This is a genomic window from Hydrogenophaga sp., from assembly GCF_030651625.1.
GTDB lineage: Bacteria > Pseudomonadota > Gammaproteobacteria > Burkholderiales > Burkholderiaceae_C > Hydrogenophaga.
Map to the genome: position 1 here is coordinate 56,592 of NZ_JAUSCF010000026.1, position 24,387 is coordinate 80,978.

The window sequence follows — 24,387 nt, forward strand, 5'->3', positions numbered from 1 at the left end:
CGCCTTCGGTGCGTCACCCCCCAGGGGGCAATGCCTTTGGACCGGCGAAACCGGATCTTCGGCATTCCTGGATGGGACACTGCGTTGATGAAACTGTTTGACGTCCCCACGCCGCGCCTTCGGCGCGTCACCCCCCAGGGGGCAATGCCCTTGGACCGGCGAAACCGGATTCTCGGTATTTCTGGAATGGCTTCACCTCGTTGACGCACAGTGTGACTCACATTCCGGATTGCGATTTCGAGTGGCCTCTCGATTTCTGGACCAGCTCCGCAGCCCAGGCAGATATCCATCGCCCCTGGCATTGATCCTGCGTTCGGCGTGACCCCATCCATTTACGATCGGCGCCGACCCCATCACCTCCAACGGAGTCTTCGATGACCCAACCCCTGTCCAAATTCCAGAGTTTTCTCGTCTTTGCCGGGAAGGTGCGGCGCCTGGCCGCACCCTACTTCAACTCGGACGAAAAATGGAAAGCACGCGGGCTGCTCGCCGCCATCATTGTGCTGAACCTCGGCGCGGTCTACATGCTGGTGCTGATCAACGAGTGGAACCGGTTGTTCTACGACGCGCTGCAGAACAAAGACCAGGCCGTGTTCTGGCGTGAACTCGGGCGCTTCACTTACCTGGCTTTCGGTTTCATCATCATTGCGGTCTACCGCTTCTACCTCACCCAGGTGCTGGAAATGCGCTGGCGCGCTTGGATGACCGGGCACTACATGGACCGCTGGCTGGCCGACAAGGCCTTCTACCACCTGGAGCTGGCCCGTTTCGCCAAGGGCGAAGACGCACCGCCAGACAACCCGGACCAGCGCATTGCCGAAGACATGAACCTGTTCACCAGCTACTCGGTGAGTCTGTCGATGGGCTTGCTCAACGCCGTGGTCACACTGGTGAGTTTTGTCGGCATCCTGTGGTCGCTCTCGGGCAGTTTCGCGTTCAGCTTCAACGGCAGCGAATACAGCATTCCGGGCTTCATGGTCTGGATGGCGGTGATCTATTGCCTGGTGGGCAGCGTGATCACGCACTACATCGGCCGCCCACAGATTGCGCTGAATTTCAGGCAGCAGCGCTTTGAGGCCGACTTCCGCCACCATCTGGTGCGGGTGCGCGAATACAGCGAATCGATCGCGCTGGACAAGGGCGAACCGGTGGAACGCAGGCAACTGGGTGGGCGTTTCGGCGAAGTGCTGGGCAACTACTTCAAACTCATCAACGCGCAGAAGCGGTTGCTGTGGTTCACGGTGGGCTTCAATCAGGCCGCAGTGGTTTTCCCGTTCGTCGTGGCGGCTCCCCGCTTCTTCAGTGGCGCCATTCAACTGGGGGAGCTGATGCAGATCTCATCGGCCTTCGGCCGGGTACAGGACTCCCTTTCCTGGTTCGTGGACAACTACAGCAGCCTGGCCGCCTGGCGGGCCACCACCGACCGCATCACCAGTTTTGAAGAAAGCTTCCAGGCCCTTCAGGCGCCAGAGGCCGCGACCGCGGCATCGACCCACAACGAAGATGCACTGGCGCTGGACGACATGCAGTTGGCACTGCCCGGCGGGCTACCGCTGCTGTCGGTTCACGGCCTGAGCCTGCACCCGGGCGACACGGTGCTGGTGAAAGGTCCGTCGGGCAGCGGCAAGTCCACCTTGTTCCGGGGTCTGGCGGGCATCTGGCCCTGGGCGCAGCGGCGTCTGCGGCTGCCTGCAGACTTTGCGAAGCGGGCCATGTTCCTGCCGCAGCGGCCCTACTTCCCGCAAGGCTCGCTGCGCGACGCATTGGCCTACCCCGAATCGGCCGACCGCTACAGCGACAACGAGTTGCAGCAGGCCCTGCGCGAATCGCTGCTGCCCGATCTGGCGAGCAAGCTGGACGAACCCGCCACCTGGGGGCAGAAGCTCTCAGGGGGTGAACAGCAACGGCTGGCGATTGCCCGCGCGATTCTCAAGAAACCGCGCTGGCTGTTCGTGGACGAGGCCACCAGTGCACTGGATGAGGCAGCGGAAGCGGTCTTGTACGAACGCTTGAAAATGCTCGTGAAAGAAAATGATGGCGCGCTGATCTCGATCGCGCACCGGCCCGGCGTGGCCGCGTTTCACGACACCCTTTGGCGTCTGCAGCCTGGAGGGACTGAAAGCGCTCGTCACCGCCTGGTGGCGGTGTGAACTCGGTGCCCCCGGCGGTGGGTCAAGCCTCGCAATAGCCAGCCCAGCCGCGAGCGCGCAGTTCGCACGCCGGGCAACTGCCGCACCCGTAGCCCCACGCGTGCCGGTGTTCCCGGTCACCGAGGTAGCAGGTGTGGGTGTGCTCGATCACCAGATCCACCAGCGCCTGCCCTCCACCCGCACCGATGGATTCGCCCAGCGTTTCGGCCATTCGCCAGGTGGCGGCCTTGTCGATCCACATCAGCGGCGTGTCGATGAGAAAGCGGTGGTCCATGCCCAGGGACAGGGCCACCTGCAATGCCTTCATGGTGTCGTCCCGGCAGTCGGGATAGCCTGAGAAGTCGGTTTCGCAAACGCCAGTGACGATCACCTGAATGCCCCTGCGATAGGCGAGCGCAGCGGCCAGTGTGAGAAACAACAGGTTGCGTCCAGGCACGAAGGTATTGGGCAGGCCGCTGGCTTCCATGCGAAAGGCCATGTCGCGCGTGAGCGAAGTCTCACTCACGTTGCCCAGCACGGCCAGGTCCAGCATGTGGTCCTCGCCCAGCCGCGTCGACCAGGCGGGGAAGCGCTGACGCAGTTCGCGCAACACCACCTGCCGGGCCTGCAACTCGACAATGTGCCGTTGACCATAGTCGAACCCGATGGTTTCTACGCGCTCGAAACGCGAGAGTGCGTGAGCCAGGCAGGTGGTGGAGTCCTGCCCGCCGGAGAACAGGACCAGGGCGCTGGTGTGATGGGGCGAGGAAGTCATGCGGAAGATGTTAATGCCCCGGCGCCACCGCAGGCCCCCACCCACCTCCCCCAGCGGGGGAGGGAGCCCGACAAGGCTCTCACATGAAGGGGTGGAACGCCAACCCCCTCGAAAGATAAGGTGGAACCGGCTCCGCCGGGCCACACGTATCGCCCCCCTTGGGGGGTGGCGCGAAGCGGCGCGGGGGGCTAATGAAGCCTTCCAGGCCGCGGCCGATCATGGTCGCGGCTGGTGGCGAGCATTCGGATGAGGGAGCGGTTGGCGTGTTCCAGGCTCAGGCCGTGCTCGTTGCAAACGGAAGCCAGCCTGTGCAGTTCCCCGGGCTCTCCCTGCACGCGGGCCACTTCCAGCAGCGGGTGGTACGGGCCGTCATTGCGCAGTGCGGCGTCGTAGACACGGCCTGACAGGGGCAGTTTGCCCAGCAACTCTGCCAGGGGATGGTGCATCAGGCGGTCGAGCTGAGCAAACAGGGCGGTGGTGTAGACCTCCGCGCGCAGGTTGTTTTCCGAGCCGTGTTCAAGCAGATGCTGCGCCTGTCGTGAACGCATGACCATGGCATAACGCACCGGGTGCAGATCGGGATCGGGGTCTTTGTCCTTGGGCATGTCTTGCAACCAGCGACCCAGGGCGATGAAGCCCAGCATCATCAAGGCGTGACGAAGCGAATCGATTTCGCGGCCCACGCCGTACGCGGCGGAATTGACAAGCATGAGGATGCGGTAGACCAGCACCGGGTCCTGACGCACCAGGCGCTCCAGGTGGTCGAGTGACGAATCTTCCGCGATGGCTTTCTGCACTTGCGCGATGACGCCGTTGTCGCAAGCCACGGGCTTGTGGCGGTGGGCGTGCAGCACGTCCTCGTCAGGCCAGCCCAGCAGGCCCCAGGCACCTGCTTCATCCAGGCAGTGACGGGCCAGCATCTGGCTGCCCACGCCGGCGTAGATCTGTCCAGCCACCACCGGGCTGGGCGCCCGGCGGGCAGCCTGCGGAATACCGGCGGCAGCGCTGGACTGCAGGGCGGCCAGGGCGTCCTCAGCGTCCATGTCGAGCATGCCCCGCACATCCACCGTCAGCCGACCTGCGCTGCGATGCGCGCTCAAGGTGGTGCGACGAAGCAGTTTGTGGCCCTTGCGAGCAGCCACCGAAATATGCGCCAGTCGTTCGGCATCTTCAAACTGGCGCGCGGGCACCTCCAGCCAGGTGTTCTGCACGGGCTCGCATGCGAGCGCCTGGCGCAGCAGCCTGGGCGAGTCGACGGCGATGATGAGCACCGGTGCGCTCTCGGGCCAGTCGTCGCCGAGCGCCTGCATGAGGTGCGCGGCATCCACCGCCTCGGGTTGCAGCGCGCGCACTTCCAGGCGCACGGCTGCGAGCTGTCGGGCACGGTTCCACACAGGCTGGTAGCCCATGGCCATGCTGTCGAGGACGGTGCGACTCATGGATGATTCAAGCGGAGAGCCTGTGCTGCGTTCAATTGATCACCTGGAACAGCGACAGGCGCTGCACCTGCGCATACGACTTGAGGGCCGCTTCGAGGGCGAGCTGCTGGCTCTGGAAATCGGAGATACCTTTCACGAGGTCCAGGTCTTCGAGCCTTGATTGTTCGGTCTTGTAGTCCACCACGCGGTTTTCCATCAGGGTGTCGAGCGAGTCGGCGCGGTTGAGCCATTCGCCGGCGCGTCCACGCGCCAGCAGCACGCGGTCGTGCCCGGCGTCGAGCTCGGTCAGGGCACGCGCCATTTCGGTGGTCTGCAGGGCGCCGCGGTTGGGGCTGGTGTCTCGCAGCGCATTGATGGCGTTCTGCACCACGCTGAAGATGTCGGTGGGTGTGCTGGGCGCGATTTCAACCGTGTCGCCGGCAGCGGGCCGACCGCTGAGCTGCAACGACAGCCCGTCGAACTGCACCGTGCGGCCAGCGACATAGGGCACGTCGGTCAGCCCGGCCATGGGAGTGTTCGTGGTGACGTTGACCACAGTGAACTGCATTTCACCGGCCACGTCAGCAAAGTCGATGCGGTAATCGTTGCCCGTGAGCAAGGCAGGGTCGGTCACGGTGCCCACGCTGGCGCTCACACCGCCGGTGTTGCCGGTGCCCAGGCTGGTGGTGAAGGCGCCGTTGCCACCCGGCACGCTCATCCAGATGGCGTGGCCATCCAGCGACTGAGGCAGCGAAGCGGCGCCTGCTGCGGTCTGTCCACGCAGGCCGTCAAACTGCACGCCAGCACCAGTGGGGGTGTAGAGGTCGACAAACGGGATGGACGAGCCCCCCAGGCCGCCAAACAGGGTGCGCCCGGCATTGTCCTTGCGGTTGGCCACATCGATCAGCTGCTCGCGCAGGCCTTCGAGCTGACGCGCCACGTCTTCGCGTTCGCTGGCACTGAACGTGCCGTTGCCAGCGGTGATGAAGAGATCGCGCACGCGCTGGATCAGTTCGCCCGATTCGGCCAGGCCACTTTCGGCCTGCTGCAGGCTGGTGCGTGAGGCTTCGAGCGCGCGCAGGTCGGACTCGACGCGGGTGCGGCGGTTCTGCGCGGTCTCTGACAGCGTGGCGGCCACCGGGTCGTCGCTGGGCTTGAGCACACGCTTGCCCGTGGCCAGGCGCTCCTGCTGGGTGGCGAGTTCGGCCTGCCGGCGCGCCAGCAGGGCAATGGTGTTGTCGTAGCTGTTGGCGGTGGCGACTCTCATGGCATTTCCTCAATCTCTCAGATGGCGGACAGTCGAAGCGCGGCGCAAGGGGAGGTGTTCCGCACCCTGTCCAGGGGCATCGAGGGTCCGGCTACGCCGGCCCAAGGTGCCGTCCCCCTCCAAGCCGAAGGCGCCAGAGAGGGAGAAGACGCGCAGCGGCGCAGGGGGGGGTGTCCCATGATCACCGGCCCACAGCCTGCAGCAGGCTGTCGAAGGTGCTCTGCGCCACCTGCAAAAATTTGGCCGAAGCCTGGTACGCCTGCTGGAACTGCAGCATGCGCGCGGCCTCTTCGTCCAGGTTCACGCCGGACACATTGGTGCGTGCGGTCTCGGCGCCCTTGGCGATGTTGGCCGAGAACTCTGCAGCGAATCTGGCTCCCTGAACCTGGGTGCCCAGTTCGGAGAACAGGCTGATATAACCATCGGCCAGCGCAATACCTTCGAACGTGGGGCGATCGCGCATGGCAAGCACCCCTTTGGCGTTACCAGAATTCTGCGCCACAGAGCCGAGTGGTGCTGCGCTGACGGTGAAGCTGTCGCCGGCGGTGGGCGTGCCGCGCAGGGTCAGACTCCAGCCGTTGATCTCGATGGGCACGCCTGGGCTGAAGTTGTAGTTGACTGGCGGAACGGCGTCGTCGTTGAAGGTGCCGTCTGCCTGAAAAGTCAGCGTGACCGGCGTGGTGAGACTGGGCGAACCGGAGACCGCATACAGGCCTTCGATGCTCAGGCCCGTGCTGTTCCCCATGCCGGGCACCACCTGCACCGGACTGGCGGCGGCCAGCCGGTCGGGCGAACCGATGGCGAGCTGGATGTTGCGGGCCACGGCGGCGAAGGGGCGGATGACAAAGCGGTCGCCCACGTTGCCAGCGCCCGTCTGGCCAAAGGTCAGGCCGTCAATCACCGCAGGCAGGCTGGGCGGCGCGCCGGGTGGCACGATGGATGTTCCGTCGGACAGGCGAATGATGTTGACGCCACCGGCCTCGAAGCGGATTTCGTAGTCCGAGGCCATCAGCGCGGTGGGGTCGCTCACGCTGGTGCTGATGGCGGCGTTGCCGGTGTTGGTGCTGGAGCCCTGCGCGGTGGCGTTGGCAGGTGGAACGAAAAAATCGGTACCGGGGTTGCCCTGCAGGTCCACCCCCAGGGTGTGCTGGCTGTTGACCGAGCTTGCGGTGGCCAGGGCAAGACGCCCAAGCTGGTTTTCCACCGCCGTGAGGTCCTGGTTCATGAAACGCACCAGACCCGCGAGCTCGCCGCCACCCAGGTTCGCGTCGGCGATCGGGGAGCTGATGCCGGCCTGGGTGAACAGCACCTGTACGCGCGAGGGGTCGGCGCTGTCGCGGCCCACAGTCAGGCGCTGGGCGTTCTGGCCGAGCACCAAAGGCTGGCTGCCACCAACGAAAAGGTTGATGCTGCCGCCCTCGCCGGCCACGCTGCTGGTCTGCACGTACTGGTTGATCTCGCGCACCAGCTGGTCGCGCTGGTCGAACAGGTCGTTCGGCGTGTGGGTGCCGCCCTGGGTTTCGATGATGCGCTGGTTCACCTTGGCCAGGTCGCTGGCCAGCCGGTTGACCACGGCGGTCGCGCCTTCCACCTGCTGATAGGTGCTGTTGCGCAGGCTGTCGAGCTGCCCGGCGGTGTTGCGCAGCCGGCTGGTGAATTCTTCGGCGCGCGCAATGACCACCGTGCGCGCGGTGAGGTCGGACGGCGACGAGCTCACATCGCCCCAGGCGTTGAGCATGCTGTTGAGGGCCGAGCCCAGACCGGCTTCGCCAAGGGGAAAAGCACTCTCCATCTGCTGCAGACGCGAATAGCGGACCGCGTCGGCCGCCGCAATGGCCGAGGTGATCTGGGCTTCGCGCGTGAGGTAGGCGTCGTGCGAACGCTCCACCGTGGCGATGTTCACACCTTTGCCAAAGTACCCGTTGCCAAACTTCTGGTAACCCGCGGTCTCCAGTTGCACGTTCTGCCGCGAATAGCCGACCGTGTTGACGTTGGCGATGTTGTGACCAATGACCTGCAACGCAGCCAGGTTGGTGGTGAGTGCGTTGGCGCCAATGTTCAGCGACGACATGGGGACTCCTTGAATGGCACGGCAACGACCGAACGATCAGCCACCGCGAAGGGCCTCTGGTCCAGGAGCAACGCGGAACCGGCTTTGCCGGGCCGCAGGTGCTGCCCCCTGGAGGGGGTCGCGCGAAGTACGGCGGGGGTGGTCATGCCTGTGCCCTCTGCAGATTCAGCGTCATGTTGATCGCCCGACTCAGCTTGGCCGCGTACTGCGGATCGGTCGCGTAACCGGCCTGCTGCAGGCCGGTGGCAAAGCCCTGCACCGAATCGAGCTGACCCATGACTTCGTTGTAGCGCGGGCTCTGACCAATCAGGCGGGCGTAGTCGCGGAACGAGTCGGCATACGAGTCGTAGGCACGGAACTTGGCGGTCATCTTGCGAGGCTCGCCGTTGATGTACTCGGTGGTGGTGATCTCGGCCACTTTGCCCTTCCACCCACCTGTGGCCTTGATGCCGAACAGGTTGAACGAAGGCGAACCGTCGGCGTGTTTGATTTCGCTCCTGCCCCAGCCGGTTTCGTGCCCGGCCTGGCCGATCATGAAGCTGGCCGGGATGCCGGATTCGCGCGATACGGCCGCAGCAGCGTCGCTGTGCTGCTCCACAAAGCCGGCGGCGCGCGGCCCGCCGGTCTGGCGACCCACGGTGCTGGTGGGGCCGATGGCGGGCAGCGCTTCCCGGGCTTCAGCCGCGGTGGCGGGCTTGCCCTGCGTGGCGCCTGCGGTGATCTGGCGACTAAGCTGGCGCTCGATCGCTTCAGACAGACCGCCAGGCAGGCCCGAGAGCTGCACCGCCATCTGCTGGTCCAGCAAATCGGTGCCCAGGTCGCTGCCGGTACCCTCCATCAGACCCGACTTCTGCGTGGCCTCGCGCATGCTCTTGATCAGTTCGCGCATGAACAGCGACTCGAACTGCTTCGCCGCTTCTTTCAGCGCCGCCTTGTCGCCCTTTTCGTCCGCAGCACCGCTGCGGTACTTCAAGGCATTCAGCGCATTCGGGTCAATCGCCAGACCCTGAGGAGACAAAGAAGATGCGTTCACATCAACCTCCCTGGTGGTGCCCCGATCAGGCTCTGGCGGCGAGCGAAAGCGCTGGTCCGCAAGAGGCCATCAGAAGGGCAACGAAGCCCGCAGGGCGAGAGCAACCGGACCAAATAAGAAGTCTCCGGCGCGAAGGGCTCCCTTCCAGAAACACCGCGGAAACGGCTCAGCCGGGCCGCTGGTGTTGCCCCCTTGAGGGGGGATGCGGCTACGCGAAGCGAGCAAGCAACGGGGGTGTGCCAAGTCATATGACTTCCAGTTCGGCATTCATGGCACCAGCGGCCTTGATGGCCTGGAGAATGGCCAGAAGGTCTTGTGGTGTGGCGCCCAGACCGTTGAGCATGCGCACCAGATCGGCCAGCTTGGGGGCGGCGTCCATCTGCACCAGCGCGCCGGCCTGCTGGCTGATTTCAATGCTGGCTTTCTCGGTCACCACGGTCTCGCCCCGGGCCAGCGGATTGGGCTGGCTGATGACCGGGGTGGAACCGATGCTCACCGACAGGTTGCCGTGCGCCACCGCCACCGGGCTGAGGGTGACGGCCTGGTTCATGACAATGGATCCGGTGCGGGTGTTGATGATGACCTTGGCCACCGGAATGCTTGCCTCCAGTGGAATTTCCTCGACCTGGGCAAGAAAGCCCACGCGGTCGTGGCTGTTGACCGGGGCACGCAGGCGCACCACGCGCCCATCCACCGCCTGCGCCACGCCCGGTCCCATGCGGGTATTGATGGCTTCGGCCACACGGCGGGCGGTCTGGAAATCGAAGGCATTGAGACCCAGGTCGATCGTTTCGCCCAGGGCGAAGTCGGTTTCCACTGTGCGCTCCACCTGTGCACCTGCCGGAATGCGGCCGGCGCTCAGGTGGTTGATCTGCACCTTGCTGCCGCCCGCGGAAGCACCGGCACCGCCCACCAGCAGGTTGCCCTGGGCCAGCGCGTAGATCTCGCCGTCCGGGCCCTTGAGCGGGGTGCTGATGAGGGTGCCGCCGCGCAGCGACTTGGCGTTGCCCATGGACGACACGGTCACATCGATCATCTGGCCCGGCTGGGCAAAGGCGGGCAGTTGGGCTGTGACCAGCACGGCGGCCACATTCTTGAGCTGCACCTTGGCGTCGGCAGGCAGGTTCAAACCCAGCTGCTGCAGGTAGTTGTTCATGCCCTGCGAGGTGTAAGGCATCTGGGTGGTCTGGTCCCCCGTGCCATCCAGCCCCACCACCAGCCCAAAGCCGGTGAGCTGGTTGGTGCGCACGCCCTGCACCGCCGCCACTTCCTTGATGCGCATGGTTTGCGCTTCGGCAGGCTTGGGCCAGGCCAGCACACCGATGACAGCCAGCACCACCAGCCAGCCGCCCAGGCAGATGCGCATCAAGGCACGGCTGTGCTCGCTGGAGGCAGATGCGGACGGGTGGAGCGGGACGTTCATGGCAATCATCTCGGGCATGGAAAGAGTCCCTCCATGCTAGGCCGACTCAGAATGGCATAACGTTCAAAAAGAACCGTCCCAACCAGCCAATTGAAAGCGCTTCGTCGATCTGGCCGCGTCCTTTGGACTCGATGCGGGCATTGGCCACCTGGGCAGAAGCCACAACGTTGCCCGGCCGGATGTGGCGCGGATCGACGGTGCCGGAAAAGCGCAGCACGTCCACGTTGTTGTTCACGCCGATCTGTTTGTCGCCCACCACCACCAGATGGCCGTTGGGCAGCACTTCCTGAACAGTGGCGGTGATCACGCCCGAGAAGGTGTTGGCGTTTTCGGTGCCGCCCTTGCCTCCGAACTCGGTGGACGACTCGCCGGCCAGCTTGAGGTTGTCTGCCTTGAGCAGGTCCTTGGGTCGCACAAAGGGAATCGCCGTGACGCTGCCGCCCGCACTGCCGGCGCGGTCAACGTTGGACGACGAGCTCTGGGAGGCCGAGACTTTCTCGGTGATCTGGATGGTCACGGTGTCGCCCGGCATGCGGGCACGCGGGTCTTCAAACGCGGGCCGGTAGCTGGCGGCCTGGAACAGGCTGCCGCCGCGCGGGACGGTGCGTACCACCTGGGGGTAGGTCACGGGCTTGACCTCGACCAGTTCGACCGGCTTGGTCGCACAGCCGGCGAGCAGAGCGGCGAGGCCCAGCACGGCGGCGCTCAGCAAGGTGCTGCCGCGCTGAAGGAGAAAGGTGGCTTGAGACATGGTGGGCTCTCAGAAGGAAGAAAACAGCAAATCGGCGATCAGATCGGGATCAAATCTGACTCAGCCGCTGCAGCATCTGGTCGGAGGTCTGGATGGCTTTGGAATTCATCTCGTAGGCGCGCTGGGTCTGGATCATCGTGACGAGCTCCTGCACCACGTTGACGTTGGAGGTCTCCACGTAGCCCTGCATCAGGTTGCCCAGGCCGCCGGCACCAGGCGCACCGTTGACGGGGCCGCCGGACGCCACCGATTCGGCGTACAGGTTCTGGCCCAGCGGCTCCAGGCCGGCCGGATTCACAAAGCCGGCGAGTTCGATGTTGCCCACCTGCTGCGGCGCCGCGTTGCCGGGCACCTTCACGGTGACCACGCCATCGCCTGAAATGGTGATGCTCTGCGCTTCGGCGGGAATGACGATGTCACCGGCGATGGGCAGGCCACCAGCGGTGACCATGCGCCCCTGCTGATCGAGCTGCATGCTGCCGTCGCGGGTGTAGCCGATGGTGCCGTCGGGCATGTTGACCTGCAGGAACCCGTTGCCGTTGATGGCCAGATCGAGCTGGTTGCCCGACTGCTGCAGGCTGCCCTGGGTGTGCGACCGCGAGGTGGCCACGGTGCGCACGCCCAGGCCGATCTGAAGGCCGGTGGGCAAGGTGTTCTGCTCGTCGGCGGCCGCACCCACCTGGCGCAGGTTCTGGTACATGAGGTCCTCGAACACGGCGGTGCCCCGCTTGAAGCCGTTCGTGGACACGTTGGCCATGTTGTTGGAAATCACGTCCAGCTGGGTCTGCTGGGCCTGCATGCCGGTCTTGGAAATCATCAACGAGTTGATCATGGTGCTTGCTCCTAATTCAGTTACGGCTTGGTCCAGAGATACCGAGGAACTGGCTTTGCCAGGCCTCTGGTATCGCCCCCCTTCCAGGGGGGAGGCACCGAAGGTGACGCGGGGGGTGGTTCATTGATCGCCCCCCTTCCAGGGGGGTGACGCCGAAGGCGGGGCGGGGGGTGTTCATGTTCATCCGTTCAGGCTGAGCAACTGGGCGGCGGATTTGTCGTTGGCTTCGCCGTTTTGCAGCATGCGCATCTGCACTTCGAACTGCCGTGCCACGGCGATCATCCCGACCATGGCTTCAATGGGATTGACGTTGGAGCCCTCCAGGGCGCCGCTCTGCACGCCGGCCTGAGCGTCGGCCTGGAGGTTCTGGCCTTCCTTGCCGCGAAACAGGCCATCACCGCCACGGGCCAGCTGGTTGAACTCGTCGGGCGTGACCAGCTTGATGCGGCCGAGCTCCTGCGGTGGCTGCTCGCCCACACGGGCGGTCACCATGCCGCTGCCGGCAATGTCCACATGGGCATTGGCCGGCACCACGATGGGTGCATCGCCATCGCTGAGCACCGGCAGGCCTTGCGCGTTGACCAGCGTGCCATCGGCATCCACCTCGAACGCACCGGCGCGGGTGTAGGCTTCTGTGCCATCCAGTGCCTGCACGGCAAAGTACGACTGCCCCTTGGCCAGCACATCGAGGTTGCGACCGGTGGGGTTGACCGCACCCGGTGCATCGAGGTGACCGGCGGTGGCCTCCAGCGAATACACCCGCGTGCTCGAACCGTCGCCATTCACCGGCACCGCCCGGAACGTGGACAACTCCGCCCGAAAGCCCGGCGTCGACACGTTGGCCAGGTTGTTCGACAGCACCTGCTGCCGATGCATCGCTGCATTGGCACCTGTCATGGCGGTGTAGATCATGCGGTCCATGGCGGGAATCTCCGAGGGGTGAAAGCGATAAGGGCAATGACCACCTGCCACCTGGCGCCGAACGAAGTGCCTTCGTCCAGGGGCACCGAGGGTCTGGCTTTGCCAGCCCCAGGTGCCGCCCCCTTGAGGGGGTCGCGCGCAGCGCGGCGGGGGTGGGTCATCCTCAACGCATGTTCAGAAGCGTGTTGAGCACCTGGTCCTGCGTCTTGATGGTCTGCGCGTTGGCCTGGTAGGCACGCTGCGCGGTCATCATGTTGACCAGCTCGGCGGTGAGGTCGACGTTGGAATCTTCCAGCGCGCCGGACTTGAGCGTGCCGAACTTGCCTTCACCGGGCGCACCGCGCACCGGTTCGCCCGACGCGGCGGTGCGCACCCAGTTGCCGCCGCCGGTGGGCGACAGGCCCTGCACGTTGCGGAAGTTCACCATTGCCACCTGACCGGCGGCCTGGGTCTGGCCATTGGAATAGCGGGCGGTGACGATGCCCTGTGCATCAATGCCCAGACCGGTGAGTTCGCCGGGACGGTAGCCGTCCTGATCGATGTTGGCCACGGCAAACGCGGTGCCGAACTGGGTGATGTTCTCGAAGTTCAGATCGACGTTGAACACCTGGCCGGGATCGTTCGGCGACGCCATCTGTATCGGCGGAATGACGTTGGCCGGGTCAAACGAGCCATCGGGCAGGAAGTTGACCTGGAACGGAACGGCAGCGGCCGGGTCGGCGCCGTTGGCGGCCACATACACGTTCCACTGGTTGTTGCCGATCTTCTCGAACGCCATGGTCACCGGCACTTCCAGACCTTGCTGATCGAATGCGACGATGGAAGTGGCGTAAGTCGCCAGTGGCGTGGGCGGCACCTGTGCTGCAGCGATGCCGGCACGCGCGTCAAGGTTGAATTCGGCCGTGATCGCCGTGGTCTGGCGTGCAGGGATCGGACCACCGGTGGGCAGGCGCAGCGGCTGCGACTCGAAAGCGGTGCGGTTGCCGTTGATGTCGGTCGGATAGCCCATCAGGTTGGCGCCATCGTTGTTGATGATGTTTCCTTCGGCGTCGAGCTTGAACATGCCGGCCCGCGAATACGCCATTGAGCCGTCGCGCTGGCCCAGCTCGAAAAAGCCGTTGCCGTTGATGGCGAGGTCCAGGTCGTTGCCGGTGACGGTGATGTTGCCCTGGGTGAACTGCTGAGACACGGTGGCCACTGTCACCCCGATGCCGGCGTTGATGCCGCCGGCGGAGTTGATGGAGCTGGCGTACAGCTCGGCGAACTCGGCGCGCGAGGTTTTCATGCCCACGGTGTTGGCGTTGGCGATGTTGTGGCCGATCACGTCCAGATTGCGGCTGGCGCTGTTCAGACCCGAGAGACCTTGCTGGAATGCCATGGTGATGTCCTTGTGACGGAGAGGAAGTGAGTGTTCGGTGGGTGGGAAATTCGGGCGCTCACATGAAGGCGCGTACCTGGTCGTAGGTGGTGGTGCGGCCGTTCTGCAGCTGCATCACCATGGTGCCGTTGGCAAACGCCACGGATGCCACCTTCACGCGCGCCAGCGGCGTGGCTGCGACAGGGTCGGCGCCGTTGTTTGCGCGCACCCGGAAGTTGCCCACGTCGCCCGGGTTGATGCTGCCGGCATCCCACTCGAAGGCATGATGACCCTTGGTGAGGGAGCCCATGTCGACGGTGTCGATCACGCTGCCGTTCTTGTTCAGGATGTCCACATAGACGCGGCCGGCGTCGCCTGCGAGTGCCAGTGCACCCTTGCCTGTGTTGCCGTCGAAGGTGACGGTATTGCCCTCAACCAGTGCATCTCGCCCGATCAGCGAGGTGCCCTGCAGAGATTGCATGGAAGCGCTCTGCGCCGCCATGCCCTTGAGCGTGGCGTTGAGTTCCTGGATGCCGCTGACCGTGTTGATCTGCGCCATCTGTGTCGTCATCTGCGCGTTGTCCATCGGGTTGAGCGGGTCCTGGTTGCTCAGCTGGGCCACCAGCAGCTTCAGGAAACGGTCCTGCGAGGCCTGCGGATCGGTGGCGTTGTTGCCTGCCTTGGTGGCCGTGGTGCTGCCCACGGTCGAGCCCAGGTTGGCGAGGTCAAGGGGTTGCGAGAGCATCATGGTTCATCGTCCTTTTCACTGCCCCATCTGGAGCGTCTTGAGCAGAAGCGACTTGGCCGTGTTCATGACCTCGACGTTGTTCTGGTATGAGCGCGAGGCCGAGATCATGTTGACCATCTCCTCGACCGGGTTCACGTTGGAATGCGTCACATAGCCGTCGGCATCTGCGCTGGGGTGGTGCGGCGAATGCACGCGCCGCCCCGGTGCCTCGCTCTCGGTGATGTTCTGCACCTTCACCCCCGCCGAACCCGCGCCACCCATGGGCACGGTCTGGAACGTGATGTGACGCGCCTTGTAGCTCTGACCATCCGGTCCGGCCACCGCATCCGCGTTGGCCAGGTTGCTGGCCACCACGTTCAGGCGCTGCGACTGCGAACTGATCGCACTGCCCGACACCCCAAAAATCGTGAACATGGACATGACGAAGTCCTTTCAATGCAAGAGCGCCGGCCGAGCCGTACGCCAGTGGCCGAGAAACACAGGAGGAGTGGCACGAGAGCCCAAAGAAGAAACGGCCGATGCCTTGTCGATGCGAACGGCTTTGGCCGGAGCGCGTGCCCCAAGGTCCAGAAATACCGCGGAACCGGTTTCGCCGGGCCGCAGGTATTGCCCCCCTTCCAGGGGGGTAGCGCCGAAGGCGATGCGGGGGGTAGTCATCTTTACTGTCCTTGAATCGCACTGAGCATGGTCTTCACATGCCCGTTGATGAAGCGCAGCGTGGACTCGTAGCGGATGGCGTTGTCCACGAAGTTGGCGCGCTCGCGGTCGATGTCGACCGAATTGCCGTCCAGGCTGGGCTGGGTCTGCACCGTGTAGGCCATGGCCGGGTCGCGCGCGTCGGTGGTGCCCAGGCGCATGTGCTGGCCATTGGTGACACTGACGCTGCTGCCCGCGATGCCGCCTGAGACGCTCTTGAGCGCCTGGGCGAAGTCGAAGTCGCGTGCCACGTAGCCGGGGGTGTCGGCGTTGGCGATGTTGCTGGCAATCACCTGCTGGCGTTGCGAGCGCAGCAGCAAGGCGTTGGATTGGAAATCCAGCCGAGCGGTCATCTGTTCAAGCATGTTCGCCTCCTGGCGGTGGTTGCGGGGTCGGTCAAAGCATGGGCTTTCACCGGGTTGAAGGCAAGTATGGAAAAACTTGAGGGCAAGCAATGAGTGGAAGAAGCAGGCCTTTCACGGGCATTTCCCTGCTTTGATGCGGTGGGTCCCCAAACAGAATGACCCACCCCCGCAGTGGATTTGGACCACCCCCGCAAAGGATTGCGCCCACCCCCGCCGCGCTGCGCGCGACCCCCTCAAGGGGGCGGCACCAGCCGTCCGGCAAAGCCGGCCCGGCGGTGCCACTGGACCTGGGCCTCCTTCTCGTTGCGGCTGTAGATCACTGGAGCACATATATGAAGACACTTTTCCAACTGCAGCGGCTTTCTCGCCTCGCAGTGAATGCCCTGCTCGGATTGACCGGCTTCGGTATGGCTGCTGGCGTCGCCGCACAGATCACCGTGCAGCAGAACCCCACCCTGCCGGCTGCCAATGGCCACAGCATCGAGCAGGTGGCCATGGACTGGCTGCAGCCCGCGCTGGACGCGAGCCTGGGCCGTGAGGGTGCGCAGGTGTTGCGCCCTGAAGTGATTCTGGGTTCGCTCGATCCGCGCCTGAAGCTGGCACCTTGCGGCAGGGTTGAGCCGTATTTGCCGCCGGGCACCCGCCTGTGGGGCCGCAGCCGTGTGGGTCTGCGCTGTCTGGAGGGTGCGGTGCGCTGGAATGTGTTTCTGCCGGTGACCGTGAAGGCCTGGGGCCCGGCCTGGGTGCTGGTGCGGCCGGTGACCGCCGGCACCCCGCTGGCTCAAGAAGACGCAGAGATCGCCGAAATCGACTGGGCAGAGCAGCACGCCAGCGTGCTGGGCACACCCGAACTGTGGGTCGGCCACCAGGCGGTGTACGCCTTGCGCCCAGGGCAGGCTCTGCGCCAGCACATGGTGCGGCCAGTGCCGGCCTTCGGCCCGGGCGAACAGGTGCGCGTGAGCACGTCAGGTGGTGGTCTGCATGTGGTGGTCACGGGCCAGTCGCTGGGCACAGGTGTGCCGGGCCAGTCGGTCCGGGTGCGACTGGCTGGCGGGAAAGTGGTGACCGGCACCGTTCAGGAAGACCAGACGGTGCTGATTTCGCTTTGAGCAGGCGCTCACTTTCAAAATGTGCGCAGCGCAAAGCTTCAGAATCCCGCTTTTTCGTGAACTGTTCGGCAAAAAAAGCCTAAAGAAGCCCTCCACTTTCGCCGATAGTCTTTCCACAACCCCCTGAATGCAGGGACTGGAGAGTGAAATGAAAGTCGATTCATCACCCGATTCGTACATTGGATCCATTGCCGGAGGCCCCCAGAAGGTGGCCGAGAAGCCGGCGGGCGGTTCCGAACTGGCTGCAGGATCCGCCGCGCAGTCGAAACCCGCACAGCCCCAACCCGGCGTGACGGTGAGCCTGTCTGCGTCGACGACGCAGGCGTTGTCGGCCACGGCGGCGGGCGGCAGCGAAGTGTTCAATGCAGAAAAAGTCGAAGCCATGAAGCTGTCGATCGCCAACGGTACGTTCCAGGTGAACGCCGAGGCCATCGCCGACAAGATGCTGTCCAACGCCGCCGAAATGCTCAGCGGCAGCGCCAACCGCGGCTGATCCACCCTTATCAGGACATCCTTCCCATGAAAACCGCAGCGATTGCCCCCCAAGCCTGGATTTCGTCGCTGCACGAGGGCCTTGACGCTCTCGAAACGGCCTTGTTCAAGAACGACGCAACCGCCGTCGAACAGGCCAGCGCAAAGGTCAATGCGGTGCTTCAGAGTTTGCTCAGCCGGGTTGAACTGGCTTCCCAAGGCCCCGCCGTGCGCGAGGACCTGCATGCCGCCGCCCGCCGCTTCAGTCAGCTGCGCCAGGCCGTGCTGCGCGCCAGCGCCCAGAGCCAGCGCGCCGTGAGCAGCCTGCTGCCCCAGCACAACGTGAACACCTACCAGCGCCAGCCGGGCCAGATGGGTGGTCGCGGCCCCAGCCAGGGCTACCTCTCCGCCTGATCGCCGGGCGCGGTGAATCAGGCAGCGCGGCACACTGCCCACCCACAAACCGCCATGCGGGTCGGTTTCGCCAGGGACTGCACCACCACGGACAACCAATCCAGCCCGCTGACCCTGTCTGCGACGGCACCCGGATGGAATCGGGTCTGGCCACAGCGAATGCCCACGTTCGCGCGTCTGGAACGCCAGACACTCAAACGTCAGGTCTTTGCACCCTAACCCAGCACCGCCGGGTTGAGACGCCACAAGGTGAAGTTCAGGGCGGCGGCAAAGCTCACCCACGCCAGATATGGCACCAGCAACAGAGCCGCCACGCGGTGAAGCCGCCAGAACAGGAAGATGGTGGTGGCAATGAGCAACCAGAGCAGGGTAATTTCCACGAACGCCACCGCGCCCAGCCGCCACGCAAAAAACAGCCAGGTCCAGAGGGCATTGGCCACCAGCTGTGTCACATAGAGCTTCAAGGCAGTGCCGGCACCACCGAAGCCGTGCTTTCGCCAGACGAGCCAGGCAGAAACGCCCATGAGGATGTAGAGCATCGTCCAGACCGGCCCAAACAACCACCCAGGAGGCGCCCACGAGGGTTGCACCAGCTGCGCATTGAAGCCCGCAGCGTTGATGGACGCCAAGCCGCCCAATGCGGCAGTCGCAAAACTGGCCAGCAGCCAGCCGGCGAGCCCGAGCCCTTGTTTCAGTGCAGACGATGGAGCCATGGGCGTGCTGTGGTGTTTGGTTGCTGGGGGTGGTCGAGAACCTCGGCATGGCGCAAGGCGTGAAGGGCAGATGACGGTGGCCCGCGCAGGCTCCTAGCCGTCGCCCGCTGCAGAGCAGTCTGCCAGAGCCAGCGCAAGGCTGCTGTGGCGTCGCTCAATACCGGTACTGCTCGCGCCAGTGGTGCTCAGCCGCCAAGGCGTCAGCGCAACGCACCGTTCCATGGGTGCTTGCGAACACCTGGGATCTCAGAGATCGAGCCATCCGCGTTTCTTCCGGCGCTCGAACCCCCTGGCGTGACGCGGGAGAACGGCTGCACACGGCACATCACTCATATCGGCCCAGGTGAACCTGCCGCTGCGGCCTGATGTTTGCTGTGGAGTGCCTCAGCGCAGCCAGCTCAACAAGTCCGCATCAAGATCGGGCGCCGAAGGCAGCGACCGCAGCTCCCGTTTCGGACCGGCATACGACGCGAAGCATGCCTGGTGAGCCGCCAGTGACATGGGCCCGGAACGGGTGTGGTACTCGGCGACCCAGGACAGAAGGGATGGCAGGTTCGCGTCCTGGGCTTGCTGCGAGGCGTATTTGTGGGGCTCCCATGGCCGTGCGCGGCAGTTGGCCAGACAGACCTCCAGCCCCGGGTTCAGGAACAGCAGCCTGGGCGTGTGAGCGAGCGCAGCGGTGATGAGCGTGGCGTAGCAGCCTTCCACGACCCAACGGTCAGATCCACCGCAGAACGTGTGCACGTCCGCCAGTGCAAGCGATTCGTCCCGCGGGACCGCGGGCTGGTCCGGCTCCCACGCGACGGTGTCCAGATCAAGGCACGGCAGGTCTTCCGCAGCCGCGAGCGCGGCGGCGAGGGTGGATTTGCCAGACCCAGCGTTCCCGAGGATAGCGAGTCGCATCAGTATTCAGGCCGGTCGTGAAAGCTCATGAGCGCGCTTCAGGCAGCACAAGGTTCAGCATCGTCTTCCTCACGTCGCTTCGTCATTCAGCACAGCAAGACTGTGAGCCACGCGGTGCACCGCCAGACGACCCTCCTCAATGGCTTCCTTGGCACGGTGAAAGTCGAACAGGCGCAGGCGTGCCAGTTGGGGAGTCACAAGAACCTCTGGTGGATCGCCAGCCAAGCGGCTTCGCGCAATTTTCACCTGAACGATATCCATGCTGGTGCTCAGGACGTCCATCATGGAAGGCATTGGGGGCTCCTCGCGCGACGGTTCTGGCGAAAGGGATGAGATATGTTCACGCAATCTGAGCATCCACGGCGGTTGTGAGGGCGTCGCCTCCGGTGCCTCAACGGTGCGAAAACGGCGCCCCAGGATGTCCGACCCGAGGTCAACTGCGATCACGATGTCCGCACCCATTGCGCGCGCGAGCGACACGGGAATCGGGTTGGCCAGCCCACCGTCCACGAGCAGCAAACCTTCCCGACGCACGGGCGTGAAGATGCCCGGCAGGGCAATCGAGGCACGCACGGCGTCCAGCGTCGAGCCGCTTCGCAACCAGACTTCTTCCCCGGTCTGCAATGAAGTGGCCACCGCGGCAAAAGGAACCTGGAGATGCTCGAGTGGTCGATCCACGAAATGGTTGCGGAAGAACTGCATCAGGCGATCGCCCTTGAGCAGCCCCGCACTCAGGCTGACATCGGCGAACCCGACCACGTCTCCGATCTGCAAACCAAGCACCCAGCTTTCCAGGCGCTCCAGCTCACCCGCCGCATACGCAGCCCCCACCAGTGCGCCAATGGACGTTCCGCACACGAGATCCGGGCAAACACCGGCCTCTTCGAGCGCCCGGATGACGCCTATGTGAGCCCAGCCACGCGCAGAACCGCTGCCCAGCGCAAGACCCACCCGCAACTTGCGCTGGGCAGTCATATGGCGAACCTCTGTCCGGTTTTCTGGCGCTTCATGTCAAGCGGCGAGGGCAATGGACGTCCATCCGTGCGCACAAGTTTCAGGCGGCCACGCCAAAGAGGGCGCCAACGCCTGCGGTCAATGCCATGGCCAGAGCACCCCAGAACGTGACGCGGGCCACCGATGTCAGCATGGGCGAACCGCCTGCGCGTGCCGCCAGAAGACCCAGAACCGCAAGAAAGAAAAGGGAGCTGCCGGCAAGGCCCCACATGAAAAATGACGCAGGCAGCACGAGCACCATCACCAGCGGCAGCGCTGCGCCCACCGCAAACGTGGCCGCCGAGGCCAGTGCGGCCTGCACCGGTTTTGCAGCCAGCGTGTCCGATATGCCCAGCTCGTCTCGGGCGTGTGCGGCCAGCGCATCGTGCTGCATCAACTGGGTGGCGACGTTAGACGCCAGGGTTTCATCCAGTCCACGCTGGGTGTAGATGGCCATGAGCTCCGCGTGTTCCTGTTCGGGACTTTCGGCCAACTCCCTGGCCTCCCGCGCCAGATCCGCACGCTCGGTGTCCGATTGCGAACTGACGGAGACATACTCGCCTGCAGCCATGGACATGGCACCGGCGACAAGGCCGGCGACACCGGCCACCAGAATGCCCCCGGTGTCTGCGCCCGCCGCGGCCACACCCAGGACAAGGCTCGCGGTCGAAACAATGCCGTCGTTCGCGCCAAGTACTGCAGCGCGGAGCCAGCCTGTCCGATGGGTTCTGTGTCTCTCGCTGTGTCGCATGGGGTCTACCGTTTGAGTGGAGGTTTGTTCTGACGAACGTGGCTTCGCAGATTGAACCGTTTCAACGCGCTGCGTAGAGAGGGGGAAGAAGGCTTTCAAGCATGCTGACTTCCTCGACGTTGTGCGTGAGCCATGCGGTTCCCATCCTGTCCGAGAATACCTTCGGCCGAACCAGGTGGTTGAAGGGCCACCGGACCCATCCTTCGGCCACACCCACCGTCATGCGAGACCTGTAACTCGCGCCGCCCGCTGCCACACCGAACCGGTGCTCCAGCCTGAAGACCTCGACGCCAGCGACCCGCTTCACGAGCGCGATGCCTTCCTCATCAAGCTTCTCGACGAATTCCGTCGAATCGACGTAACAGGCCGGGTCCGCAGCAAAAGCCTCCACGATGCGGAAAGAAGCGCCTTGTCCGGTGCCCCCCGTGGACGACCTCGCCGCCAGTTCCCAGTGAATGTGATCCCGGGGGTGCCAGAGCAGGTACCGCGGATAGGTCTGTCCCTGGAAGGTCATGGTCTGACCGAGCGTCTCGAACCACCAGCGCAGCATGGCAGGCGTGACGCCCCGTACCGTGTCGTGCTCGATGGTGAGATCCAGTTGGCCCGAGGGGAGGCGCGACTGCGTGGTCTTCGCTGACACCACCGGCTTCATGGGACCCGCATGTGGCCGTTCTGGTGGAATGGGCAATCGCATGGAGGCTGCAAAGGTTGTTCCCGTGGTCCCCATCGTATGCCAGAAAATCCATCACTGAGGGATCAACGCACTGAAGGCAGCACACCTTTTGCGCCGCCCGAGGCATCACCTCCGCCATCGTTGCCGGCCCGCACCGATCCTCCAGCCCTGCAGCCAGAACAGTGGCCGGGCACACGTGGCATGGGCAAAGGCCAGATCGAGCGCAGGCAAAACGCTGCAAGTTGATCCCGATCTGCCTATGCTCTACACCCTGCCTCCAGGTTGTGCGAGTTCAGTCAGGGCACAGAGGGGACAACGCAGAGCAATCCGCCGGAGTATTCATGAGCCCTCACGCACCAGACCCTTCTCCTCTCACCCAGGCCAGACCCATGACCACAGCTACCCTGGACGACCTCAGCACACTGCCGCCCACCGAGCGCATGCCGGTCCTGTTCATCGGCCATGGCAGCCCCATGAACGCGATTGAAGACAACCCCTTCCGGCGCAGCTGGCAGGCGCTGGGTGAACAGCTGTTGGCCAGGCCCACGCGGCCCAGGTTGATCCTGTGCATTTCGGCCCACTGGCTCACGCGGGGCTGGCAGCTCACTGCCATGGCGGCCCCGCGCACCATCCACGACTTTGGCGGCTTCCCGCAAGCGCTGTTTGACCAGCAGTACCCTGCCCCCGGCGACCCCGATGCTGCGCAGGCCATCAGCGTCCTGGTGCGGCAGCCCGGCAGCGATGCACCGCTGGGCCTGGACAGGCACGAGTGGGGACTGGACCATGGTGCGTGGTCGGTGCTCAAGCCGATGTTCCCGGACGCGAGCATTCCGGTCATTCAGCTGGGCATGGACTACAGCCGCCCGCCGGCGGAGCACGCGAACGTGGGCCGGCAGTTGCGGGCGCTGCGCGACCGGGGGGTACTGATCGTGGGCAGCGGCAACATCGTGCACAACCTGCGAGCCATGCGACGCGACGTGGGCGCCGACCAGGCCTTCGACTGGACGATCGAATTCGACCGCATGACCACCAAGCACCTGAACCAGGGCAATCTGGACGGGCTGAGCGACTTCCAGCGCAACGCCGCGCTGGCGGCCAACGCGCATCCCACCTGGGAACACTACCTGCCTCTGCTGTATGCGGCCGGTGCTGCGAACGAAGACGAAGCGCCCACGTACTTCAACGATGTGTACGACATGGCGTCGCTCTCCATGCGTTCGGTGGTGTGGGGTTTGTGAAGCACGTCACCTGCCCCGATGCGGCCGCTGTGGAAGCGGCGCGCCAGCAGTGGGCGAGCGCCTTCAATGCAGCCGACCTGCCCGGCCTGCTGGCTTTGTACGACCCGGCGGCGGTGCTGTGGGGCACCACGTCGCCGGTGTTGATCGATACGCAAGAGGCCATTGCCGCCTATTTCAAGCGCACGTTCGAAGCAGCGCCCGCGCCGCAGGTGCAGATGGGGGAAGCCCGCATCCGTTTCTTCGGCGAAGTGGCACTTTGCAGCGGCTCGTACACCCTGCACCTGAGTGGCCCGGAGAACGAACATCGAACGCTGCCGGCGCGGTTCAGCCTTGCGTACCGGCGTGCGGGTGAGCGGTGGCTGATCGTGGATCACCATTCTTCGGTGTCGCCTTGAGCATGGTGGATGCTGCCCTGCTTGTTGAAGTCCCTGCCGTGACGAAACTGGACAGCGCACCAGTGGGCTAGGAGCCTGCGCTGGTCAGGCAGTCCCATGCCGGATCGCAATCGGCTCATTGAAAAACGGAACGGTGTGGGTGAGCAGAAAGGAAGTCCACACCATGAAGGCGGGGAATCAGCGCGCCTGTGGTCGATGGCTTGCGGTTCGGGAGGCGGCAGCATGGCGTTGGCTGGCATAGGCCGAAGCGCCACCGACGCGCCCACGTACCTGTCACTCAGTACCGCATCAGCCAGGAACTCACCCACCTGCTGGCGCGACACTTTCATGGACCGAAAGTCGCCCTCGGTGGAAGCAAAAGCGGGTTCAGCGACGGCTTCGTCGGTCAGGTTCACCGGCTGAACCAGCACCCAGTCCAGTCCGCTGTTGCGTACGGCATCTTCCTGCCGGCCGGTGTCGCGGATCTGCGGTCGCAACATCAACGCAAATGCCAGCTTGACCATGAACGGCAGGCGCCCAAGTGTGGCGCCCACGCCGTCGCTGGTTTGCACCACGAGCCGACGCATTCCGTGGCGGTGCATGGCTTCGATCACGTGGCGCGCGCCTTGTGAGCGCACGTCCATGGGAGTGTGGACACTGCCCAGCAGGCGCACGCGCCAGGGATTTTCTCGAATGCCCAGGGATCCGTCGAAGGACTGGACGGTGGCATCACTGGCACAGGCAGCGAACATGTCGCGTTGGGTGTTTGCACAGCGCTTCACGGCGCTGGTGGGTGTGCCTGCCGTGGAGTACCTCACCAGCTGGCGCATGAACCTGGCACAAGCCTGGTTATCGCAAGGGCTGCCCATGGCCGAGGTGGCTGCGCGCACCGGCTACCAGTCCGACGTCGCGTTTGCTCGCGCGTTCAAGCGGGTACAGGGAACCACGCCGGGCAGGCTGCG

At 64.7% G+C, this 24,387-nt stretch carries 25 protein-coding genes and 1 pseudogene; 7 read left to right on the forward strand and 19 right to left on the reverse strand.

The features are described from left to right. Positions 1–374: 374 nt before the first annotated feature. Positions 375–2,150 carry an ABC transporter ATP-binding protein/permease gene (locus Q7V46_RS12935; RefSeq protein WP_304913963.1) on the forward strand — a complete coding sequence of 592 codons (1,776 nt, stop codon included), beginning with the start codon at positions 375–377 and terminating at the stop codon, positions 2,148–2,150. Between the two features lie 22 nt (positions 2,151–2,172). On the opposite strand, the gene queC is transcribed toward Q7V46_RS12935, so the two are convergent. The 13 genes from queC to flgB form a co-directional block, all read right to left on the reverse strand. Further along, positions 2,173–2,904 (reverse strand): 7-cyano-7-deazaguanine synthase QueC, encoded by a 732-nt coding sequence (gene queC / locus Q7V46_RS12940; protein ID WP_304913964.1) that lies wholly within the window; start codon positions 2,902–2,904, stop codon positions 2,173–2,175. Positions 2,905–3,092: 188 nt separating this feature from the next. Then, entirely contained in the window at positions 3,093–4,343 is a 1,251-nt protein-coding gene (locus Q7V46_RS12945) for an HDOD domain-containing protein (RefSeq protein WP_304913965.1), read from the reverse strand. A 31-nt stretch (positions 4,344–4,374) separates the two neighbouring features. Then, positions 4,375–5,589, reverse strand: coding sequence for a flagellar hook-associated protein FlgL (gene flgL, locus Q7V46_RS12950; RefSeq protein WP_304913966.1), 1,215 nt, complete (start codon positions 5,587–5,589; stop codon positions 4,375–4,377). Between the two features lie 181 nt (positions 5,590–5,770). Continuing rightward, positions 5,771–7,660: a flagellar hook-associated protein FlgK gene (gene flgK, locus Q7V46_RS12955; RefSeq protein WP_304913967.1), complete on the reverse strand. Its 1,890-nt coding sequence runs from the start codon at positions 7,658–7,660 to the stop codon at positions 5,771–5,773. Positions 7,661–7,802: 142 nt separating this feature from the next. After that, positions 7,803–8,693: a flagellar assembly peptidoglycan hydrolase FlgJ gene (flgJ, locus tag Q7V46_RS12960; protein ID WP_304913968.1), complete on the reverse strand. Its 891-nt coding sequence runs from the start codon at positions 8,691–8,693 to the stop codon at positions 7,803–7,805. 244 nt (positions 8,694–8,937) lie between these two features. Next, positions 8,938–10,116, reverse strand: a complete 1,179-nt coding sequence (locus Q7V46_RS12965; protein WP_304913969.1) for a flagellar basal body P-ring protein FlgI — start codon at positions 10,114–10,116, stop codon at positions 8,938–8,940. A 46-nt stretch (positions 10,117–10,162) separates the two neighbouring features. Next, a complete protein-coding gene (locus Q7V46_RS12970) occupies positions 10,163–10,867 on the reverse strand; it encodes a flagellar basal body L-ring protein FlgH (protein ID WP_304913970.1) in 705 nt (234 codons plus the stop codon). Positions 10,868–10,916: 49 nt separating this feature from the next. After that, complete coding sequence (gene flgG, locus Q7V46_RS12975; protein WP_304913971.1) at positions 10,917–11,699, reverse strand: flagellar basal-body rod protein FlgG; 783 nt, start codon at positions 11,697–11,699, stop codon at positions 10,917–10,919. A gap of 180 nt (positions 11,700–11,879) precedes the next feature. Next, positions 11,880–12,620 (reverse strand): flagellar basal-body rod protein FlgF, encoded by a 741-nt coding sequence (gene flgF / locus Q7V46_RS12980; RefSeq protein WP_304913972.1) that lies wholly within the window; start codon positions 12,618–12,620, stop codon positions 11,880–11,882. 163 nt (positions 12,621–12,783) lie between these two features. Continuing rightward, the gene (gene flgE, locus Q7V46_RS12985) at positions 12,784–13,998 is read right to left on the reverse strand and encodes a flagellar hook protein FlgE (protein ID WP_304913973.1); all 1,215 of its coding nucleotides are present in this window, start codon (positions 13,996–13,998) and stop codon (positions 12,784–12,786) included. A 58-nt stretch (positions 13,999–14,056) separates the two neighbouring features. Continuing rightward, positions 14,057–14,725 (reverse strand): flagellar hook assembly protein FlgD, encoded by a 669-nt coding sequence (locus tag Q7V46_RS12990; protein WP_304913974.1) that lies wholly within the window; start codon positions 14,723–14,725, stop codon positions 14,057–14,059. Positions 14,726–14,740: 15 nt separating this feature from the next. Continuing rightward, positions 14,741–15,145, reverse strand: a complete 405-nt coding sequence (flgC, locus tag Q7V46_RS12995) for a flagellar basal body rod protein FlgC (protein ID WP_304913975.1) — start codon at positions 15,143–15,145, stop codon at positions 14,741–14,743. 239 nt (positions 15,146–15,384) lie between these two features. Next, positions 15,385–15,786 carry a flagellar basal body rod protein FlgB gene (gene flgB / locus Q7V46_RS13000; RefSeq protein WP_304913976.1) on the reverse strand — a complete coding sequence of 134 codons (402 nt, stop codon included), beginning with the start codon at positions 15,784–15,786 and terminating at the stop codon, positions 15,385–15,387. Positions 15,787–16,118: 332 nt separating this feature from the next. Between flgB and flgA the strand changes: the two genes are divergently transcribed. The 3 genes from flgA to Q7V46_RS13015 all read left to right on the forward strand — a co-directional run bounded on the left by flgA (position 16,119) and on the right by Q7V46_RS13015 (position 17,780). Next, positions 16,119–16,895 (forward strand): flagellar basal body P-ring formation chaperone FlgA, encoded by a 777-nt coding sequence (gene flgA / locus Q7V46_RS13005; RefSeq protein WP_304913977.1) that lies wholly within the window; start codon positions 16,119–16,121, stop codon positions 16,893–16,895. 148 nt (positions 16,896–17,043) lie between these two features. Further along, positions 17,044–17,388, forward strand: coding sequence for a flagellar biosynthesis anti-sigma factor FlgM (gene flgM, locus Q7V46_RS13010; RefSeq protein ID WP_304913978.1), 345 nt, complete (start codon positions 17,044–17,046; stop codon positions 17,386–17,388). A gap of 26 nt (positions 17,389–17,414) precedes the next feature. Next, positions 17,415–17,780, forward strand: coding sequence for a hypothetical protein (locus tag Q7V46_RS13015; RefSeq protein WP_304913979.1), 366 nt, complete (start codon positions 17,415–17,417; stop codon positions 17,778–17,780). A gap of 215 nt (positions 17,781–17,995) precedes the next feature. On the opposite strand, the gene Q7V46_RS13020 is transcribed toward Q7V46_RS13015, so the two are convergent. The 5 genes from Q7V46_RS13020 to Q7V46_RS13040 form a co-directional block, all read right to left on the reverse strand. Continuing rightward, the gene (locus Q7V46_RS13020) at positions 17,996–18,493 is read right to left on the reverse strand and encodes a TspO/MBR family protein (RefSeq protein ID WP_304913980.1); all 498 of its coding nucleotides are present in this window, start codon (positions 18,491–18,493) and stop codon (positions 17,996–17,998) included. Positions 18,494–18,877: 384 nt separating this feature from the next. After that, the gene (locus tag Q7V46_RS13025) at positions 18,878–19,396 is read right to left on the reverse strand and encodes a hypothetical protein (protein WP_304913981.1); all 519 of its coding nucleotides are present in this window, start codon (positions 19,394–19,396) and stop codon (positions 18,878–18,880) included. 69 nt (positions 19,397–19,465) lie between these two features. After that, positions 19,466–20,371, reverse strand: a complete 906-nt coding sequence (gene rssA / locus Q7V46_RS13030; RefSeq protein WP_304913982.1) for a patatin-like phospholipase RssA — start codon at positions 20,369–20,371, stop codon at positions 19,466–19,468. Positions 20,372–20,450: 79 nt separating this feature from the next. Beyond that, a complete protein-coding gene (locus Q7V46_RS13035; protein WP_304913983.1) occupies positions 20,451–21,140 on the reverse strand; it encodes a VIT family protein in 690 nt (229 codons plus the stop codon). Positions 21,141–21,201: 61 nt separating this feature from the next. Continuing rightward, positions 21,202–21,792, reverse strand: coding sequence for a DAPG hydrolase family protein (locus Q7V46_RS13040; RefSeq protein WP_304913984.1), 591 nt, complete (start codon positions 21,790–21,792; stop codon positions 21,202–21,204). A 410-nt stretch (positions 21,793–22,202) separates the two neighbouring features. On the opposite strand from Q7V46_RS13040, the gene ygiD reads away from it, so the two are divergent. Together ygiD and Q7V46_RS13050 are read left to right on the forward strand one after the other, a co-directional pair. Beyond that, the gene (gene ygiD, locus Q7V46_RS13045; RefSeq protein WP_304913985.1) at positions 22,203–23,051 is read left to right on the forward strand and encodes a 4,5-DOPA dioxygenase extradiol; all 849 of its coding nucleotides are present in this window, start codon (positions 22,203–22,205) and stop codon (positions 23,049–23,051) included. Continuing rightward, a complete protein-coding gene (locus Q7V46_RS13050; protein WP_304913986.1) occupies positions 23,048–23,446 on the forward strand; it encodes an SgcJ/EcaC family oxidoreductase in 399 nt (132 codons plus the stop codon). Before ygiD ends, Q7V46_RS13050 begins: the two co-directional genes overlap by 4 nt. Here Q7V46_RS13050 and Q7V46_RS13055 read toward each other — a convergent pair. Then, complete coding sequence (locus Q7V46_RS13055; RefSeq protein WP_304913987.1) at positions 23,422–24,255, reverse strand: NAD(P)-binding oxidoreductase; 834 nt, start codon at positions 24,253–24,255, stop codon at positions 23,422–23,424. The two genes, Q7V46_RS13050 and Q7V46_RS13055, sit on opposite strands and share 25 nt — an antisense overlap. On the opposite strand from Q7V46_RS13055, the pseudogene Q7V46_RS20025 reads away from it, so the two are divergent. Next, positions 24,215–24,328: pseudogene (locus tag Q7V46_RS20025) on the forward strand (AraC family transcriptional regulator); the annotation flags it as partial. The gene Q7V46_RS13055 and the pseudogene Q7V46_RS20025 sit on opposite strands and share 41 nt — an antisense overlap. Positions 24,329–24,387: the final 59 nt, after the last annotated feature.